Annotated in this window: 18 protein-coding genes; 15 read left to right on the top strand and 3 right to left on the bottom strand. The window is 66.2% G+C overall.

Features of this window, described 5'->3' with window-relative positions:
* Positions 1–7: 7 nt before the first annotated feature.
* Positions 8–361 carry a 5-carboxymethyl-2-hydroxymuconate Delta-isomerase gene (locus ACR9FL_RS09885; protein ID WP_436355482.1) on the bottom strand — a complete coding sequence of 118 codons (354 nt, stop codon included), beginning with the start codon at positions 359–361 and terminating at the stop codon, positions 8–10.
* An 88-nt stretch (positions 362–449) separates the two neighbouring features.
* Between ACR9FL_RS09885 and ACR9FL_RS09880 the strand changes: the two genes are divergently transcribed.
* From ACR9FL_RS09880 to ACR9FL_RS09865, 4 genes are read left to right on the top strand one after another with little or no spacing between them, the layout of a single operon-like run.
* The gene (locus ACR9FL_RS09880) at positions 450–716 is read left to right on the top strand and encodes a DUF1467 family protein (RefSeq protein ID WP_292082661.1); all 267 of its coding nucleotides are present in this window, start codon (positions 450–452) and stop codon (positions 714–716) included.
* Between the two features lie 60 nt (positions 717–776).
* Positions 777–2,093, top strand: a complete 1,317-nt coding sequence (gene proS, locus ACR9FL_RS09875; RefSeq protein WP_436355481.1) for a proline--tRNA ligase — start codon at positions 777–779, stop codon at positions 2,091–2,093.
* Complete coding sequence (locus tag ACR9FL_RS09870) at positions 2,090–3,400, top strand: lipoprotein-releasing ABC transporter permease subunit (RefSeq protein ID WP_436355480.1); 1,311 nt, start codon at positions 2,090–2,092, stop codon at positions 3,398–3,400. Before proS ends, ACR9FL_RS09870 begins: the two co-directional genes overlap by 4 nt.
* Positions 3,393–4,109, top strand: coding sequence for an ABC transporter ATP-binding protein (locus ACR9FL_RS09865; RefSeq protein WP_296173693.1), 717 nt, complete (start codon positions 3,393–3,395; stop codon positions 4,107–4,109). The genes ACR9FL_RS09870 and ACR9FL_RS09865 overlap by 8 nt, the downstream gene beginning before the upstream one ends.
* A gap of 2 nt (positions 4,110–4,111) precedes the next feature.
* On the opposite strand, the gene ACR9FL_RS09860 is transcribed toward ACR9FL_RS09865, so the two are convergent.
* On the bottom strand, positions 4,112–5,113 hold the full coding sequence (locus ACR9FL_RS09860) for an SRPBCC family protein (protein WP_436355479.1): 1,002 nt from the start codon (positions 5,111–5,113) through the stop codon (positions 4,112–4,114).
* Between the two features lie 69 nt (positions 5,114–5,182).
* Positions 5,183–5,812, bottom strand: coding sequence for a peptide-methionine (S)-S-oxide reductase MsrA (gene msrA / locus ACR9FL_RS09855; RefSeq protein ID WP_436355478.1), 630 nt, complete (start codon positions 5,810–5,812; stop codon positions 5,183–5,185).
* Positions 5,813–6,140: 328 nt separating this feature from the next.
* Here msrA and dnaE point away from each other — a divergent pair, with 328 nt between their 5' ends.
* From dnaE to ACR9FL_RS09800, 11 genes are all read left to right on the top strand, one after another.
* Positions 6,141–9,596: a DNA polymerase III subunit alpha gene (gene dnaE / locus ACR9FL_RS09850; protein WP_436355477.1), complete on the top strand. Its 3,456-nt coding sequence runs from the start codon at positions 6,141–6,143 to the stop codon at positions 9,594–9,596.
* On the top strand, positions 9,596–9,994 hold the full coding sequence (locus ACR9FL_RS09845; protein WP_436355476.1) for a DUF3224 domain-containing protein: 399 nt from the start codon (positions 9,596–9,598) through the stop codon (positions 9,992–9,994). Before dnaE ends, ACR9FL_RS09845 begins: the two co-directional genes overlap by 1 nt.
* A 14-nt stretch (positions 9,995–10,008) precedes the next feature.
* The gene (locus ACR9FL_RS09840) at positions 10,009–10,359 is read left to right on the top strand and encodes a GFA family protein (RefSeq protein ID WP_296173698.1); all 351 of its coding nucleotides are present in this window, start codon (positions 10,009–10,011) and stop codon (positions 10,357–10,359) included.
* Positions 10,360–10,523: 164 nt separating this feature from the next.
* Positions 10,524–11,372 carry a 30S ribosomal protein S2 gene (rpsB, locus tag ACR9FL_RS09835; protein ID WP_296173700.1) on the top strand — a complete coding sequence of 283 codons (849 nt, stop codon included), beginning with the start codon at positions 10,524–10,526 and terminating at the stop codon, positions 11,370–11,372.
* A 99-nt stretch (positions 11,373–11,471) separates the two neighbouring features.
* On the top strand, positions 11,472–12,413 hold the full coding sequence (gene tsf, locus ACR9FL_RS09830; protein WP_296173702.1) for a translation elongation factor Ts: 942 nt from the start codon (positions 11,472–11,474) through the stop codon (positions 12,411–12,413).
* A 140-nt stretch (positions 12,414–12,553) separates the two neighbouring features.
* A complete protein-coding gene (gene pyrH, locus ACR9FL_RS09825) occupies positions 12,554–13,294 on the top strand; it encodes a UMP kinase (RefSeq protein WP_296173704.1) in 741 nt (246 codons plus the stop codon).
* Positions 13,295–13,332: 38 nt separating this feature from the next.
* A complete protein-coding gene (gene frr / locus ACR9FL_RS09820; RefSeq protein ID WP_105563412.1) occupies positions 13,333–13,890 on the top strand; it encodes a ribosome recycling factor in 558 nt (185 codons plus the stop codon).
* A gap of 30 nt (positions 13,891–13,920) precedes the next feature.
* Positions 13,921–14,688 (top strand): polyprenyl diphosphate synthase, encoded by a 768-nt coding sequence (gene uppS, locus ACR9FL_RS09815; RefSeq protein ID WP_296173707.1) that lies wholly within the window; start codon positions 13,921–13,923, stop codon positions 14,686–14,688.
* Positions 14,688–15,506: a phosphatidate cytidylyltransferase gene (locus ACR9FL_RS09810; RefSeq protein WP_296173708.1), complete on the top strand. Its 819-nt coding sequence runs from the start codon at positions 14,688–14,690 to the stop codon at positions 15,504–15,506. The genes uppS and ACR9FL_RS09810 overlap by 1 nt, the downstream gene beginning before the upstream one ends.
* The gene (gene dxr / locus ACR9FL_RS09805) at positions 15,503–16,699 is read left to right on the top strand and encodes a 1-deoxy-D-xylulose-5-phosphate reductoisomerase (protein WP_296173710.1); all 1,197 of its coding nucleotides are present in this window, start codon (positions 15,503–15,505) and stop codon (positions 16,697–16,699) included. Before ACR9FL_RS09810 ends, dxr begins: the two co-directional genes overlap by 4 nt.
* Positions 16,700–16,722: 23 nt before the next feature.
* Positions 16,723–17,940, top strand: a complete 1,218-nt coding sequence (locus ACR9FL_RS09800) for a M50 family metallopeptidase (protein WP_436355475.1) — start codon at positions 16,723–16,725, stop codon at positions 17,938–17,940.
* The last annotated feature ends 1 nt before the right edge of the window (position 17,941 follow it).

The raw sequence follows: 17,941 nt of genomic DNA, 5'->3' as shown, positions 1-17,941 counted from the left end.
CTCAGCGCTACAACGTCACCTTGCGATAATTGTCCTTGTCCAAGGCCCCGATCTCGACCGAGATCTGGGCCGGGCCGTCATAGGGTTTCACGCCCGCCAGCATCGCCGCCTGCACCGCCTCGCCCAGGGCCGTCTTCTGTTCCTGCGTTCGTCCGGTCAGGATGCGCAGGTCGCAGTGGACCATGGCCTGGGTCGGGTCGCCGTCGGCGATGATCAGGTCGTCGCAGCGCACGATGCGGGTCTTGCAGGCCTGGGTCGTCGCGCCCACCACGTCCACGCACAGCCTATGGATTTCCAGCGCCAGGGCGCGCCAATCTGTCCCGTCGAAATGGGGGGAGTGTTCCAGGGTGATCTGTGGCATGACGGCGTCCTTGTTTCGCGCCATTCCCTTAGCCCGCCATCGAGGCGGACGGAATGCGGAAGGCGCCCGAACCGATGGATGACCGCCCATGCCTCTCGGCCCCTTTACCCTGGTGGCGCTGTATCTGACCTCGTGGTGGATCGTGCTGTTCACGATCCTGCCGCTGGGGTCGTCCAAGCAGGCCGAGACGCCGCCGACCGACGGCAGCCAGTGGGGCGCGCCCGCCAATCCGCAGTTGAAGAAGAAGTTCATCACCACGACCTGGGTCTCGGCCATCGTCTGGGCCTTCATCGTCTTCATCGTCTGGACGGGGTGGATGCCGCTGCCGGACTTCAGCCGCGGTCCCGCGCTCTAGCTTTCGCCCCATTCGCCCGGTTAAAACTCGGGCCAGACTGATTTTGCAGAGATTCCCGCCATGCGCCTGTCGCGCTACTTCCTGCCGACCCTGAAAGAAGCCCCCTCCGACGCCCAGATCGTGTCGCATCAACTGATGCTGCGCGCGGGTATGATCAAGCAGGAGGCCGCCGGCATCTACGCCTGGCTGCCGCTGGGCCTGCGGGTCCTGCGCAAGATCGAAGGCATTGTCCGCGAGGAGCAGGTCAAGGCCGGCGCCGTCGAGTTGCTGATGCCGACGCTGCAACTGGCCGACCTGTGGCGTGAGTCTGGTCGTTACGACGCCTACGGCCCGGAGATGCTGCGCATCACCGACCGTCATGAGCGCGAGCTGCTGTACGGACCGACCAACGAGGAAATGGTCACGGATATCTTCCGGGCCTACGTTAAGTCGTACAAGGCCCTGCCGCTGAACCTCTTCCACATTCAGTGGAAGTTCCGCGACGAGCGCCGTCCGCGCTTCGGCGTCATGCGCGGTCGCGAGTTCCTGATGAAGGACGCCTATTCCTTCGATCTGGACGAGGCCTCGGCCCGCATCGCCTACAAGCGCATGTTCGCCGCCTACCTGAACACCTTCTCGCGTCTGGGCCTGAAGGCCGTGCCGATGCGCGCCGACACCGGCCCGATCGGCGGCGACCTGAGCCACGAGTTCATCGTTCTGGCCGAAACCGGCGAGAGCGAGGTCTTCTGCGACCGCAAGCTGGTCGAGATGGACGCGCCGGGCCACAACCTCAGCGTCGAGCAGCTGGAAGGCGTGTTCAACGAACGCACGGCCCTCTACGCCGCGACCGAGGAAATGCACGACGCGGCCCAGTTCGAGAGCCAGACCGCCGAGGGCGACCGCCTGTCGGCGCGCGGCATCGAGGTTGGCCACATCTTCTACTTCGGCACGAAATACTCGACGCCGATGAAGGCCAAGGTCGCCGGGCCGGATGGTCAGGACACCGAGGTCCACATGGGCAGCTACGGCGTCGGCGTGTCGCGTCTGATGGGGGCCATCATCGAGGCCAGCCATGACGCCGGCGGCATCATCTGGCCGGACTCGGTCGCCCCGTTCGACGTGGTGGTGATCAACCTGCGCGCCAGCGACGACGCCGTCTCGGCCGCCTGTGAAGAGGCTGTGGCCAGGCTGGAAGCCCTGGGCAAGGACGTCCTCTACGACGACACCGACGAGCGTCCGGGCGGCAAGTTCGCCACCGCCGACCTGATCGGCGTGCCGTGGCAACTGACCATCGGGCCCAAGGGCCTGGCCGACGGCGTGGTCGAACTGAAGCGTCGCGCCACCGGCGAGAAGCAAACCCTGTCGCTGGACGCCGCCCTGGAGCTGCTGACGAAATGACCGACGCCGCGACGGCCTCCGCGCCGCCCGCCGTGAAACCGGCTGGTCCCTTCTCCGCCTGGGAGATCGGACTGGCCCTTCGCTATCTTCGCGCCAAGCGCAAGGAGGGCGGGGTCGCCCTGATCGCGATCATCAGCTTCGTCGGCATCATGCTGGCGGTGGCTGTCCTGATCAGCGTGATGAGCATCATGGCCGGCTTCCGCAGCGAATTGCTGGGACGGATGCTGTCGTTCAGCGGGCACATGTATGTTCAGGGGCCGCTGCTGACCTCGCCTGATCGCGAGGCGGCGCTGAAGCGGATCAGCGACGTGCCTGGCGTGGTCTCGGTGTCGCCGCTGACCGAGTCGGCCGCCATGTTCCGTGCGGGCGGCCAGATCACCGGCGGCATGGTCCGCGGCGTGCGGCCCCAGGACCTGGCCTCGACCAAGTATGTCTATGACAGCCTGACGCCGGAAATGCGGGAATCCTTCGGGCGCGGCGAATACGGCGGCGACAACATCCTGATCGGCAAGGCGCTTGCCGATCAGATGGGCCTCAGCGTCGGCAGCGCCTTGTCCATCTATTCACCGACCGGCGCCGACAGCGCCTTCGGCAACCTCGGCGGTCTGGAAAAGACCTACCGCGTCGGCGGCATCTTCAGCTCCGGCACCGCCGACTACGACCGCGCCTTCATCTTCATGCCGCTGGAACAGGCCCAGCTCTTCTTTGGCAAGGAGGGCGTCTGGGACGCGATCGAGATGAAGGTGGCCGAGCCCGATCAGGTCGAAACCCTGCTGACCCCGGTCCAGCAGGCTGCCGGCCCCGGCAGCATCGTCGCCGACTGGCGTGTGCGCCTGGCCGCCTTCTGGGGCGCGCTGAAGGTCGAGCGCGTGGCCATGAGCATCATCCTGGGCATGGTCGTCGCCATCGCCGCCATGAACATCATCAGCGGCATCGTCATGCTGGTGAAGAACAAGACCCGCGACATCGCCATCCTGCGCACCGTGGGGGCCAGCCCGTCGTCGATCCTGCGTATCTTCTTCATCTCGGGCGCGGCCATCGGCATCGGCGGCACCATCGCCGGTCTGGTGCTGGGTCTGCTGTTCTGCCTGAACATCGGCGCCATCCAGCATTTCCTCGAAGGCCTGCTGGGGGTCCAGCTGTTTAACGCCGACGTCTATATGCTGGACGCCATTCCGGCCCTGGTGGACCCGTGGGACGTGACCTGGGTGGCGCTCTTCTCCTTCCTCATGAGCTGCCTCGCCAGCCTGCCGCCGTCGTGGAACGCGTCGCGGATCGACCCGGTGGAGGCCCTGCGCTTTGAATAGTCCGCTGAACAAGACGCCGACGCTGCGCCTGCGCGGCATCACCCGCACCTATCCGACCGCTTCCGGCGGGCTGACGGTGCTGAAGGGCGTCGATCTGGACATCATGCCGGGCGAGGTCGTCGGCCTGATCGGGCCGTCGGGCTCGGGCAAGTCGAGCTTGCTGCACGCCGCCGGTCTGCTGGAGCGTCCGACCAGCGGTCAGGTCATGATCGACGGCGAGGACGTCGGCGGTCTGGACGAGCGGGCGCGTACGCGCCTGCGTCTGTCACGGATCGGTTTCGTCTATCAATTCCACCACCTGCTGCCGGAATTTGATGCGCGGGATAATGTCGCCCTGCCGATGCGCATCGCCGGTCATTCCGAGGCCGAGGCGCGTCGCCGGGCCGAGGCCCTGCTGACCAGCCTGGGTCTGGGCGAGCGCTTCACCCACCAGCCGGCCCAGCTGTCGGGCGGCGAGCAGCAGCGCGTCGCCATCGCCCGCTCGCTGGCCAACAGCCCGCGCCTGCTGCTGGCCGACGAGCCGACCGGCAACCTCGACCCCGCCAACAGCCACGCGGTGTTCGAGTCCTTGCGCGAACTGGCCAAGACCACGGGCGTCGCCGCCCTGATCGCCACCCACAACATGGAACTGGCCGGTCACATGGACCGCGTCTTCGCCCTGAAGGACGGCCATCTGGAAGAGCGCGCGGCCGAGGCCCAGACCTACTGAGATCAGGCGGCAGCCTCGGCGCGGTTCTTGATCACGCCGAGGACGTTGCGATGGAAGTCGCCGAGGAAGACGCCGCCCCACCAGGCCGCATAGCCGTTCATCGGCGTGCGGATCCAGTAGCGGGTGGTCAGGATCAGGTCTGAACCGCCATCCGTCGTGGCCTCGATGCGATAGCGGCCCTCTTCCAAGCTCAGATAGTCGCTGTCGACCGTCAGATGCTCATCGAGGATCAGTCGCGACGCATCCGGTCCGACATGGAAGGTCCAGGTCAGGGCGCGTTCGGGCGTCCATTCGGTGATGTGTTCCTCGAAGCGCACGCCCCGCGCCCACTGAAGATGCCGCACCGCGCCGACGCCGCTGCCGTCCATCCGGGCGTCTTGCGGCCGAGGAATGCCGACCAGGTCATGGCTGAAGTTCCAGCTATGCTCGCCATCCCTGATGGCGCGGATGTCGGTCAGGTTTTTCCAGACGACGGCGGGCGCCGCGTCGATGTGGATGCGGCTGACGACCTCGCGGGTCTGGGCCTCAGGCGGGCGATCGGCTTCGACTGGAACGCCGATCAGCGGCAGGGCCAGCAGGCCGAGGCAGACCACGCGACCGGGGCGGCTTTTCATGACGCCGCCTGCGATCACCCCGCCCAGAATGCCGGAGCCGTAGAAGATCGGGGCGGCCATCACCAGGCAGACCGAGCCTTCGCGCAGCACAACGCCGGCGCAGACTAGCATTACCGTGACGGTCAGGGCTGAAAGGCCGGCGTGGGCGCCCGCGCCCTTGATCCCCTTTGGGTCCGATACGGCGACGGCGAGAACACAGGCCGCGATCGGCGCCCCCAGCAGGAAGCCGATCAGCAGCATCCCGGAGTCAGGCGCATTCAGCCGGGTCCAGCCGTAGATGCCCAAGGCATAGATCAGACCGCAGGCGACGGCGGCTGCGAAGCCGCGATAGGCGGGCGGTTCTTTTGGGGGAACGGGCAGGGGGCTCAGGCCGGGACGATCTGCGGTCATGGCTCGACCATGCCCAGCTTCGCCATCGGGCGCCAGCCAGCTTGGCTGTGCTGACTGGGCCGACCTCGATCAGCCCACGGCGGCGGCGCCCCACAGGGCGCGCAGTCTCGCGCTGCGGCCGCATCCGACGCGATAGGCCTCGTATCGGCCTGGGTGTCGGCGGGCGAAGTCCTGATGCTCCGGTCCGGCGGGCCAGAAGCGCATGGCGGGATAGACCGGAGTCACAAAGCCTGCGCCCTTGGCGCCCAAGGCCGCCTGCGCCGCCTTGCGCGACGCCTCGGCCGCGGCTGTCTGGGCCTCGGTGGCGTAGACCGCCGTGACATAGGACGGGCCTTGATCGCAGACCTGTCCGGTCGGATCGGTCGGGTCGATGGTGCGCCAATAGCGATCGACCAGGCTACGATAGCTGATCACGGTCGGGTCAAACGTCAGCAGGACCGCCTCGCGATAGCCGGTTCCGCCGCGCACCACCTGTTCATAGGTCGGTCTGGGGCGGGCGCCGCCGACGAAGCCCGACACGGCCGAACGCACGCCGGGCAGGCCGTCGAAGGCCTTTTCTTCGGTCCAGAAACAGCCGCCGGCGAAGATGGCGGTCTGATAGCCGGGCGGAGGCGGCTCGGGCTGAGCGGCGGGCGCGGGGCCGGGTGAACAGGCGGCGGCCAGGGCGGCCGTGATCAGAGACGCAAGGCGCGGCGACACGGGAGGCTCCCTCTATGTCTGCATCACGGACTCAACGTGGGATGGCGGATGTCGATGCGCCACTGGAACATTCGCATTCGCGGCGCTTGCAATGAGAACAAAGCAAGAATATAGAACGTTTCAGGAACAACGGAGCTGGGGATAAACCGATGTCGCGTTGGGTGAGGGATATGCTGTCGCTTGCGTCGTGCGGCGGCTTCGTCTGGATGATCTGGCAGGCGTCTTTCCTGGTGACGTGATCGCCGCATCGACTCCCTGCATGATCGAGATCCGGCCGCGGGCGGTCGGATATGAGAGGTCCCGGCGCTCGGGATCAGCGGAGTTTGTGTTGGCGGAAACGGCGAACAGTCAGGGTTTTGTCCATCTGCGGGTCCGCAGCGCCTATTCCTTGCTGGAAGGGGCGATCAAGGCCGGCAAGATCGGCAAGATGGCGGCGGATGCGGGCATGCCGGCCGTCGCCGTGGCCGACCGCGCCAACCTGTTCGGCGCGCTGGAGTTCAGCCAGAACACCAAGGATGCGGGGGTTCAGCCTATCGTGGCCTGCGCCCTGCCTGTCCTCGGGATCGGCGGTCAGATGGCCGAACGCTGGGCCAAGACCCCGACCGTGGTGCTGCTGGTTCAGAACGAGCAGGGCTGGCTCAATCTCTGCGCCCTGTCCTCCGCCGCCTACCTCGACGCCGGAGAGATGTCCGAGCCCGGCGTGCCCTGGGCGCAGCTTGTGGATAAGTCCGAGGGCCTGATCCTGCTTTCGGGCGGCCCCGACGGCCCGATCGACCCCCTGTTCGTCCAGAACAAGCGCGATGATGCGCATACATCTCTGGCGGAGATGAAGCGCGTCTTTGGCGACAGATTCTATGTAGAGTTGCAGCGCCACGGCCTGCCTCAGGAACCGGCGGCGGAGGCCGGGCTGGTCGAATGGGCCTACGCCAACGACGTGCCCCTGGTGGCCACCAACGACGTCTATTACGCCAAGGCGGCCCAGGCGAAGTCGCACGACGCTCTGCTGTGCATCTCGGACGGCGCCTTCACCGGCCAGGAAGATCGACGGCGCATCACCGGCGAGCACTGGTTCAAGACGGCAGAGGCTATGCGAGCCCTGTTCGCGGACCTGCCCGAGGCCTGCGACAGCACCATCGACATCGCCCGCCGCTGCGCCTTCTTGGTGCCGACCCGTGCGCCGATCCTGCCGCGCTTCGACACCGGCGCGGGCCGTTCGGAGCCCGACGAACTGGCGCACCAGGCGCGCGAGGGGCTGAGGGCCCGCCTGCAACAGGTCACCCCCGCCGCGCCAGAGGAGGACTACTGGAACCGCCTCGAATGGGAGGTGGGGATCATTCAGCAGATGGGATTCCCCGGCTACTTCCTGATCGTGGCCGACTTCATCAAGTGGGCCAAGCTGCATGGGATTCCGGTTGGGCCAGGGCGGGGCTCCGGGGCGGGTTCTCTGGTCGCCTGGTCGCTGACCATCACCGATCTGGACCCCTTGCGGTTCGGGCTGCTGTTCGAGCGCTTCTTGAACCCCGAACGCGTCTCCATGCCCGACTTCGATATCGATTTCTGCCAGGAGCGGCGGGAAGAGGTGATCGACTATGTGCAGGACCACTACGGCAAGGACCGGGTGGCCCAGATCATCACCTTCGGCACCCTGCAGGCGCGGGCTGTGCTGCGCGACGTCGGCCGGGTGCTGCAGATGCCGCTGGGTCAGGTGGACCGGCTCTGCAAGATGGTGCCGAACAACCCGGCCAATCCGGTGACCCTGGCCCAGGCCATCGACCTGGAGCCGCGCCTGAAGGAGGCGCGCGACGCCGAGCCGGCGGTCAAGACCCTGCTGGAAACGGCGCTGGAGCTGGAGGGGCTGTACCGCAACGCCTCCACCCACGCCGCCGGCATCGTCATCGGCGACCGACCGCTGACCGAACTGGTGCCGCTGTATCAGGACCCGCGTTCGACCATTCCGGCCAGCCAGTTCAACATGAAGTGGGTCGAACCGGCGGGGCTGGTGAAGTTCGACTTCCTGGGCCTGAAGACCCTGACGGTGCTGGACCGGGCGCGGGAATATCTGGAACGGCGCGGCGCGGCGCCGGAATGGAACCTGCTGCCGCTGGACGATCCCAAGACCTATGAACTGATGGCCTCGGGCCAGACGGTCGGGGTGTTCCAGCTGGAATCCCAGGGCATGCGCGACACCCTGCGCAAGATGCGCTGCGGGTCCATCGAGGAAATCACCGCCCTGATCTCTCTCTACCGGCCGGGACCGATGGAGATGATCGACACCTATATCGACCGAAAATTCGGCCGGGCCGAGGTGGACTATCTGCATCCCAGCCTGAAGGAGGTGCTGACCGAGACCTACGGCGTCATCATCTACCAGGAGCAGGTGATGAAGATCGCTCAGATCCTGGCGGGATACAGTCTGGGCGAAGCCGACCTTCTGCGCCGGGCCATGGGTAAGAAGAAGAAGGAGGAGATGGATTTCCAGCGCCTCCGCTTCGTCAAGGGCGCCTCCGAGAAGTCGGTGCCGGAAGCCCAGTCGGGCTCCATCTTTGACCTGGTGGCCAAGTTCGCGGGCTATGGCTTCAACAAGTCGCACGCCGCGGCCTATGCCCTGATCTCGTTCCAGACGGGCTGGTTGAAGGCCAACCATCCGGTCGAGTTCTTCGCGGCCTCGATGAGCCTCGACCTGTCGAACACCGACAAGCTGGCGGTCTTCTATCAGGACTGCCGTCGCTTCGAGGTGCCGGTCCTGGCCCCTGACATCAACCGGTCCTCGGCCGACTTCGACGTGGCGTGGAAGGACGGGCAGGGCAGCGTCCTTTATGCACTGGGCGCCATCCGCAACGTGGGCCTGGAGGCCATGAAGCACGTCGTCGAGGTGCGCGAGGCGGGCGGCCCCTTCGCCGACATCTTCGACTTCCTGGAGCGGGTTGATCCCAAGGCGGTCAACAAGCGGGCGCTGGAAGGCCTGGCCAAGGCCGGCGCTTTCGACAGTCTGAACCCCAACCGTCGTCAGTTGTTCGAGCAGGCCGACACCCTGATCGCCTATTGCCAGAGCGTGGCGGCTGAGCGCGCCTCGTCCCAGGTCAGCCTGTTCGGCGCGGACCAGGCCGGGGCCGCACGGCCGCGCCTGCGCAGCGTCGAGCCGTGGGCCGGTCCGGACAAGCTGGACCAGGAGCTTTCGGCGGTCGGCTTCTATCTGTCGGGGCATCCGTTGGAGGACCTGACGCCGGCCCTGAAACGCAAGCGCGTGACCTTCGTGGCGGAGGCGCAGGGCCTGGCCGAAGCCGGGCATGAAGCCTTCCTGATGGCCGGCGTGGTGCGTCGCCGTCAGGAGCGGGCCAGCGCCAAGAGCGGCGAGAAGTTCGCCTTTGTCACCTTCTCGGACCCGACGGGCGAGTTTGAATGCCTGTTCCCGCCCGAGCAGTTGCGGCGCTGTCGGGACATCCTCGAGGTCGGGACCTCCGTTCTGGTCAAGGTGCGGGCCAAGTCGGCGGACGGCGAGGTGCGCTTCTTCGGCGACGACGCCAGCCGCATGGAGGCCCTGCTGGACGACACCCAGATCGGGCTCCGGGTCGTTCTGTCGGCGCAATCCGCCGACGCCGAGGCGCTGAAGGCGCGGTTGGACCGGGCGCGGGCGCAAGGGAAGGGCGGGGAGGTCTGGCTGCAGACCACGCTTGGCGGTCGCACCGAGATCGAGATCAAGCTGCCGGGACGCTATCGCCTGGACGCCGCCTTGCGCGGGGCGCTGAAGTCGGCGCCTGGCGTGGTCATTCTGGAGGACGCCTGATGATGCGGAACGCGCGCGGAACCTTTGACGTCGTCATCACGCCGGTTCATCCGGCCGCCGACGCCGCCCCGGATGCGCCGGGACGGATGCTGTTGGCCAAGACCTTTCATGGCGACCTGACGGGAACCGCCGCCGGTGAGATGCTGGGGGCCTTGGGACCAGATCGCTCAGGCGCCTATGTCGCGCTGGATCGGGTGCATGGCGTCATCGACGGACGCGAAGGAGCCTTCACCCTGGTCCATCGCGGGCTGATGGATCGCGGAGCGCAGGAACTGCTGATCACCATCGTGCCGGGATCGGGGGCCGACGGTCTGGCTGGGATCGCAGGCGTATTTCACCTGACCATCGCCGACGGCGTTCACCACTATGATCTGGAATACAGTTTGCCGACGCCCTGAGGGAGTAATGGACCATGAGCGTGCACAAGGGTTCCTGTCACTGCGGCGCGGTGGCCTATGAGGTCGAGGTCGGACTTGAAGGCTTGATCGAGTGCAACTGTTCGCATTGCTACCGTAAGGGCTTCGTCCTGGCCTTCGCCCCACGCGCGGCGTTCCGATTGACGGCGGGAGAGGAGGCGACGACCTCCTACTTCTTCAACCATCACAAGATCGACCATCGCTTCTGCAAGACCTGCGGGGTTCAACCCTTCGGCTATGGCGTAGCGCCCGATGGTTCAGAGGTGGCGGCGATCAATGTGCGGACCCTGACGGACGTCGAGCCCTGGGACTGGACCGCCAAGCGGGTGGACGGTCGCAGCTTCTGACTGATTGGCTTGCCTTTTCCGATCAATACGCCTAGAGAGCCCGCGCACTTCGCACGTGGGCGTGGCGCGGTCCGGGGAGACATCCTGGCCTGCACCGTTCCGAGGGACCGTCCGGTCCTTTAACCGCCCGCGCTAGGTTAGATCGGAAAAAGGAAAAGACGATCATGGCTCTGCCCGAATTCTCGATGCGCACGCTGCTGGAAGCCGGCGCCCACTTCGGCCACCAGACGCACCGCTGGAACCCGAAGATGGACCGCTACATCTTCGGCTCGCGCTCGAACATCCACATCATCGACCTGTCGCAGACGATGCCGCTGTTCCACCAGGCTCTGGTGGCTGTGCGCGACGTCGCCGCAAAGGGCGGCCGCGTTCTGTTCGTCGGCACCAAGCGCCAGGCCGCCGGCCCGGTGGCTGAAGCCGCCACGCGCTGCGCCCAATACTACATGAACAACCGCTGGCTCGGCGGCACGCTGACCAACTGGCGCACCGTTTCGGGTTCGATCGCCCGCCTGCGCGAGCTGGAAACCGTTCTGGCCAACGGCGGCGAAGGCCGCGTCAAGAAAGAGCTGCTGACCCTGCAGCGCGAGAAGGACAAGCTGGAACTGTCGCTGGGCGGCATCAAGGACATGGGCTCGATCCCCGACATCATGTTCGTGATCGACACCAACAAGGAAGCGATCGCGATCCAGGAAGCCCGCAAGCTGAACATCCCGATCATCGCCATCCTGGACACCAACTCGGACCCGGACGGCATCACCTATCCGGTCCCGGGCAACGACGACGCCGCCCGCGCCATCCAGACCTACTGCGACCTGATCGCCGACGCCGTCCTGGACGGCCTGGCCGCCGGCGCTTCGGCCTCGGGCATCGATCTGGGCGCTTCGGAAGCTCCGGTCGAGCCGATGCTGCGTGAAGCTGTTGCTGCTCCGGTTGAAGCCGAAGCTGCTCCGGCCGGTACGGAAGGCGCTGCTGAAGAGCTGCTCGCGACGACTGAAGAAAAGGTCGAGGGCTAAGACGCCTTCGGGTCCGCTCAATGATCGGACCTACGCCAAACTGACATGCGGCCGGGCTATCCATGCCCGGCCGCTCATTTGAATTTTCAGGAGAAGAACATGGCCGAGATCACTGCCGCCCTCGTGAAGGAACTTCGCGAGCGTTCGGGCGTCGGCATGATGGACTGCAAGAAGGCGCTGGTCGAAAACGACGGCAACATCGAAGCAGCAATCGACTGGCTGCGCGCCAAGGGTCTGTCCAAGGCCGCCAAGAAGGCTGACCGCGTCGCCGCTGAGGGTCTGGTCGCCGTCGCGTCGAAGGAAGACGGCAAGGGCGAAGTCGCCGCCGCCATCGAATTCAACGCCGAAACCGACTTCGTCGCCCGCAACGACCTGTTCCAGAACGCCGCCAAGTCGTTCGCCCAACTGGGTCTGGACCATCACTCGGTCGAAGCCCTGCACGGCGCTGAACTGGAAGCCGGCAAGACGGTCCAGGACGAAGTGACCAACATGATCGCCACCATCGGCGAGAACATGCAACTGCGCCGCGCCGCCCGCCTGTCGGTGTCGGAAGGCGTCGTTTCGACCTACGTCCACAACGCCGTTTCGCCGGGCGTCGGCCGCATCGGCGTCCTGGTCGCCCTGGAAGGCGAAGGCGACAAGACCGCCCTGCGCGAGCTGGGCCGCAAGATCGCCATGCACGTCGCCGCCACGGCGCCGCTGTCGCTGAACACCGACGATCTGGACCCGGCCGCCATCGAGAAGGAACGCGCCGTTCTGATCGAAAAGGCCAAGGAAGAAGGTCGCCCGGAAGCCATGATCGAAAAGATCGTGGAAGGTCAGATCAACAAGTTCCAGAAAGACGTCGTGCTGTCCAAGCAGCCGTTCGTCATGGACCCCGACGTGACCATCGAGCAACTGGTCGCCAACTCGGCCAAGGAACTGGGCTCCTCCAACCTGCACCTGGCCGGCTTCGTCCGCCTGGCGCTGGGTGAAGGCGTCGAGAAGGTTGAAGGCCCCGACTTCGCGGCCGAAGTCGCCTCGATGATGGGCGGCAACTAAGATCGAAGTTTCTTCCTGAAAGGGAAGAATTTTCAAAAGGGCGCGTTCGGCTTTGATGGCCGGCGCGCCCTTCGTCTATGATGAGCCGCCGATTCACTTCGCGCGGATGCGTAACCCCTGTATCCACGGACCCGAGACCCATGCCCGACGCCCCTTCCGAATTCCGATACAAGCGCGTCCTGCTCAAGGTCTCGGGCGAGGTGCTGATGGGCGATCAGGCCTATGGCATCGACATGAAGACCGTCGACGTCGTGGCGGCCGCCGTGGCCCAGGTCGCGCGTGAAGGCGTCGAGATCTGCCTGGTCATCGGCGGCGGCAACATCTTCCGAGGCCTGTCCAAGGCGGCCGAGGGCATGGACCGCGCCAACGCCGACTACATGGGCATGTTGGCCACCATCATGAACGCCTTGGCCATGCAGGGCGCGCTCGAGAAGATCGGCGTCGATACGCGGGTCCAGAGCGCCATCCCGATGGCGGCCATCGCCGAACCCTACATCCGTCGCCGCGCCATGCGGCACCTGGAAAAGGGTCGGGTCGTGATCTTCGCCGCCGGCGTGGGCGCGCCCTTCTTCACGACGGATTCGGGCGCCGCGCTGCGCGCTGCCGAAATGGGCTGCGACGCCCTGTTGAAGGGCACCAGCGTGGACGGCGTCTATACCGCCGACCCCAAGAAGGACCCTTCCGCCACCCGCTATGAGACGCTGAGCTATCAGGATGTCCTGGCCAAGGACCTGCGCGTCATGGACGCCTCGGCCATCGCCCTGATGCGCGACAGCGAGATTCCGATTGTGGTCTTCTCGATCCGTGAGGAGGGCTCGCTGCGCAAGACGTTGGCGGGCGAAGGCACCTTCACCGTCATCACCAACAAGAACGCCGCTTAAACGGCCCTCGACCCGAACGACAGACCAAGGAAACCGCCATGGCCAAGCCTGACCTCAAGACCTACCGCGACCGCATGGAGAAGTCCGTCGATTCGCTGAAGGAAGACTTCGCGGGTCTGCGCACCGGTCGGGCCAACTCGGGTCTGCTGGACCCGGTCCAGGTCGAGGCCTATGGCTCGAACTCGCCGCTGAACGCCGTGGCCGCCATCAGCGTGCCCGAGCCGCGCATGATCTCGGTCAGCGTCTGGGACAAGGGCATGGTGGGGCCGGTCGAGAAGGCCATTCGCGCCGCTGGCCTGGGCCTGAACCCGATCGTTGACGGTCAGACCCTGCGTATTCCCGTGCCGCCGCTGACCGAGGAGCGCCGCAAGGACCTGGTCAAGCTGGCCGGCAAATATGCCGAACAGCAGAAGATCGCCGTGCGCAACGTGCGCCGCGACGCCAACGACGACCTGAAAAAGGCCGAAAAGGCGACCGAGATCAGCCAGGACGAACAGAAGAAGATGGAAACCGAGGTCCAGAAGGACACCGACGCCGCCATCAAGAAGATCGACGAGGCCTTGAAGGCCAAGGAAGTCGAGATCATGCAGGTCTGACGCAGTTTCGCGTCGGGAGGGAATGCGTAAATGTCGGCCGAGACCGTCGCCACGGCGCCTGAGAAGGGGCCTCGCCACGTCGCCCTGATCATGGACGGCAACGGTCGCTGGGCGCAGCGCCGAGGCCTTCCGCGCGCCGTCGGCCACCGCGAGGGGGTCCAGGCCCTGCGCCGCACGATCAAGGCGGCGCCGGAGCTGGGCGTGCGTTGCCTGACCGTGTTCGGTTTTTCGACCGAGAACTGGAGCCGTCCGGCGGATGAGGTGTCAGACCTCATGGGCCTGGTGCGGGCCTTCGTCGGCAGCGATCTGAAGCGGCTGGACGCGGCGGGGGTCAGGGTTCGGGTTCTGGGGCGTCGCAAGGGCCTGCCGGCCGACATCGCCGCCATCGTCGACCGCGCCGAGGCGCAGACGGCGCATAATGACGGCTTCCTGCTGCAGGTGGCCTTCAACTACGGCGGACGCGCGGATCTCGTGGATGCGGCTCAGCGATTGGTCGACCGGGCGCGTGCAGGGCAGTTGACGGGCGAGGTGAGCGAGGACGACCTCGGCGCCGGTCTTTCGACGGCGGGCGCCCCGCCGGTGGATCTGATCGTGCGGACTTCGGGCGAGCAGCGGCTGTCCAACTTCCTGCTGTGGGAGGCCGCCTACGCCGAACTGGTGTTTCAGGACATCCTGTGGCCCGACTACGGCGCTGAGGCGCTGGGTGAAGCGATCGCTCTCTATGGCGACCGCGAACGGCGGTATGGCGGGCGCGAGGCGCTGTCCGACACCGCCGCGGTGAAAGCGGCGGCTAACTGATGGCTTTGAAAATCGGCGACATCGGCTTGAGAGCGGCCTCCGCCGTGGTCCTGGCCCCAGCCGCCGTCCTGGCGACCTGGGCCGGGGGCGGCTGGTTCTGCGCCCTGGTGGTGGCGGCGTGCGTCCTCCTGGCCTTTGAATGGGCGCGAATGAGCGCGCCGCGTATCTGGCGTTCGGTTGGGGCGGCTGTCGCCCTTGCGCTGATCATCGCCGTGGTCGCCGCCCACATCGGGCAGATGTCGCTGGCGTTGATCCTGCTGGTCTTCGGCGCACTGGCGGCGGGTTTGTTCGCACGCTCTCGAGGCGGCGAGGCGCTGGACGCCGCCTATGGCGTCCTCTACCTGGGCTGGCCGTGCGTCCTGCTGATCTGGTTGCGCGACCTGAACGACGCCCAGGGCCTGTATTGGACCGTGCTGGTCTTCGCCGTGGCCTGGGCGTCCGACATTCTGGCCTACCTGGTCGGCAGCGCCGTGGGCGGTCCCAAGCTGTGGCCGCGTTTTTCCCCCAACAAGACCTGGTCCGGCTTTATCGGCGGATTGATCGCCGGGATGATTGCCGGCGCCGCCATGGCGGGCTGGCTTGAAATGGGCCGTCTGAACGTCTTCTGGGGCGGTGTCCTGGGTCTGGCCGCGGCTCTGGCCACCATGGCGGGCGACCTGTGGGAATCTGCTTTGAAGCGCCGCTTCGGGGTCAAGGACGCCGGTAACATCATTCCAGGCCACGGCGGTCTGCTCGACCGGGTTGATGGCTTGATGTTCGCGGTCGTGGTCGTGGCGGCCGGGCGCGTGATCGTCCTGATGCTGGGGCAGGGGGCATGATCGCGCGCAAGGTCAGCGTGCTGGGCTCGACCGGCTCGGTCGGGACATCGACGCTGGATCTGATGGATCAGGCCGAGAAGGCGGGTTCTGGCGCGTTTCAGGTCGAGGTTCTGACCGGCGGAAACAATGTCGCGCGCCTAGCCGAGCAGGCTCGGCGCTGGCGTCCCAGGCTGGCGGTGACGGCCGATCCCGCCCGGTTGGCGGAATTGCGCGACGCGCTCGCTGGAACCGAGGTTGAGGTCGCCGCCGGGCCAGAAGCCATCGTCGAGGCTGCGGCCCGGCCCGTCGATTGGGTCATGGCCTCCATCGTCGGTTCGGCCGGGCTGCGTTCGGCATGGGCCGCCGCTGGCACGGGCGCGACCCTGGCCCTCGCCAACAAGGAAAGCCTGGTTTGCTGTGGACCGGCGCTGATCGAGCGGGTGAAACGCAGCGGCGGCAAGCTGATCCCGGTCGATTCCGAACATTCCGCCATCTTCCAGGTCTTTCCCGCCGAAGCGCCCGAGCAGGTGTCCAAGCTGGTGCTGACGGCCTCGGGCGGGCCTTTCCGCACCTTGCCTCGCGAGGCCATGGGCCGGATCACGCCGGAACAGGCGGTGGCCCACCCCAATTGGAGCATGGGCGCCAAGATCTCGGTCGACAGCGCCACCATGGCCAACAAGGGTCTGGAACTGATCGAGGCGGCCTATCTGTTCGGCATGGGGGGCGAGCGGATCGACGTGGTCGTCCATCCCGAATCAATCATCCACAGCCTTGTGGAATATGTGGATGGTTCGACCCTGGCCCAGATGGGGCCTCCGGACATGAAGACGCCGATCGCCTGCGCCCTGGCCTGGCCGGACCGCATGGCCTGGCCCGCGCCCAAGCTGGACCTTGCGGCGCTAGGTCGTCTGACGTTTGAGGCCCCGGATATGGCGCGTTTTCCGGCCCTGCGGCTGGCGCGCGAGGCTCTGGCGGCGGGGGGCGTGGCGCCGATCGTCTTCAATGCCGCCAACGAGGTCGCGGCCTTGGCCTTCCTTGACCGTCGGCTGGGCTTTCTCAATATTGCCGCAGTCGTCGCCGACACCTTGGACCGTGCGACGAATGCGGGGATGGATTCCGGTTCCGACGACGCCTGTGACGCGGCCCTGGCCGTGGATGCGGCGGCCCGACGGATCGCGAACGACATCATCGCCTCGCTCGCAATTGCTGCCTGAGGGCGACAGGAGACATGACTGGGATGCTAGGAGTTCTTGGGCAGGCCCTGATCTATGTCGTGCCGTTCCTGCTGGTGCTGACCTTGGTCGTCACCGTCCATGAACTGGGCCACTTCCTGACCGCGCGCGCATTCGGCGTGAAGATGGAGCGTTTCTCCATCGGCTTTGGCCGCGCCATCTTCCAGCGCACCGACAGGCAGGGCGTCGAATGGCGTCTGGGGTGGTTGCCGCTGGGCGGCTACGTCAAGTTCGCTGGTGATCTGGATGCGACCGGCGTGCCGGACAAGGTCGGGCTGGATGCTCTGAAGAAAGAAGTGGTCGCCGCCCACGGCCCCGGCGCCGAGCGCGATTATCTGTATTTCAAACCCTTGTGGCAGCGCGCCCTGGTCGTGGCGGGCGGTCCGTTCGCCAACTTCGTCCTGGCCATCTTCATCTTCACCCTGCTGTTCAGCCTGGTAGGCGTCGAGCTGCGCCCGGCCCGGGTCTTGCAGGTGCAGCCTGAATCGCCGGCGGCGGCCGCTGGGTTTCTGCCCGGCGACCTGATCACTCGCGTCAACGGAAAGCTGATTTCCGACGGCGGCGAGGTGACGCGCGTCGTCGCTCTGAGCAGCGGCGACCCTGTGCAATTTACCGTCGAACGGGCCAACGCCGAAGTTCAACTGACCGCAACTCCAGAACGCCGTGTCGAGAATGATCCCATCGCCGGGCGCGTTTCGATCGGACGGATCGGTCTGGGGCTGGGCTCCAGTCGCGACGAAGTGCGCCATGTCCGCTATGGGCCGGTCGCCGCCGTGGGGCAGGGTTTCAAGGAAACCGGCGCTATCCTGAACACGACCTTCACCTATATCGGCCGCATCTTCACCGGCCGAGAATCGGGCGATCAGTTCAGCGGCCCCCTGGGCATCGCCAAGGCCTCGGGCGCTCTGACCAACGCCGCCGTGGCCGCCAATCCCGATCCTCTGGCCATGGCGGGCAATCTTCTGCTGACGCTGACCAGCTTCGCCGCCATACTTTCGGTCGGAATCGGTTTTCTTAATCTGCTGCCCGTTCCGGTTCTGGATGGGGGGCATCTGATGTTTTACGCCTATGAAGCAGTGGCGCGTCGGCCGGTGGCGGCGCGGGTTCAAGAGGCCGGCTATCGCGTCGGCCTTGCTTTGCTGGCCAGTTTAATGTTGTTCGCGACCTGGAACGACCTGCAGAAACTCAATCTCTTCAAATTCCTCGGCGGGCTCGTCTCGTGAG

Source organism: Brevundimonas sp. CEF1, assembly GCF_051353055.1.
Taxonomy (GTDB): domain Bacteria; phylum Pseudomonadota; class Alphaproteobacteria; order Caulobacterales; family Caulobacteraceae; genus Brevundimonas.
Note: the sequence above shows the minus strand (reverse complement) of the source record. Positions and strands in the feature narration are given on the sequence as shown.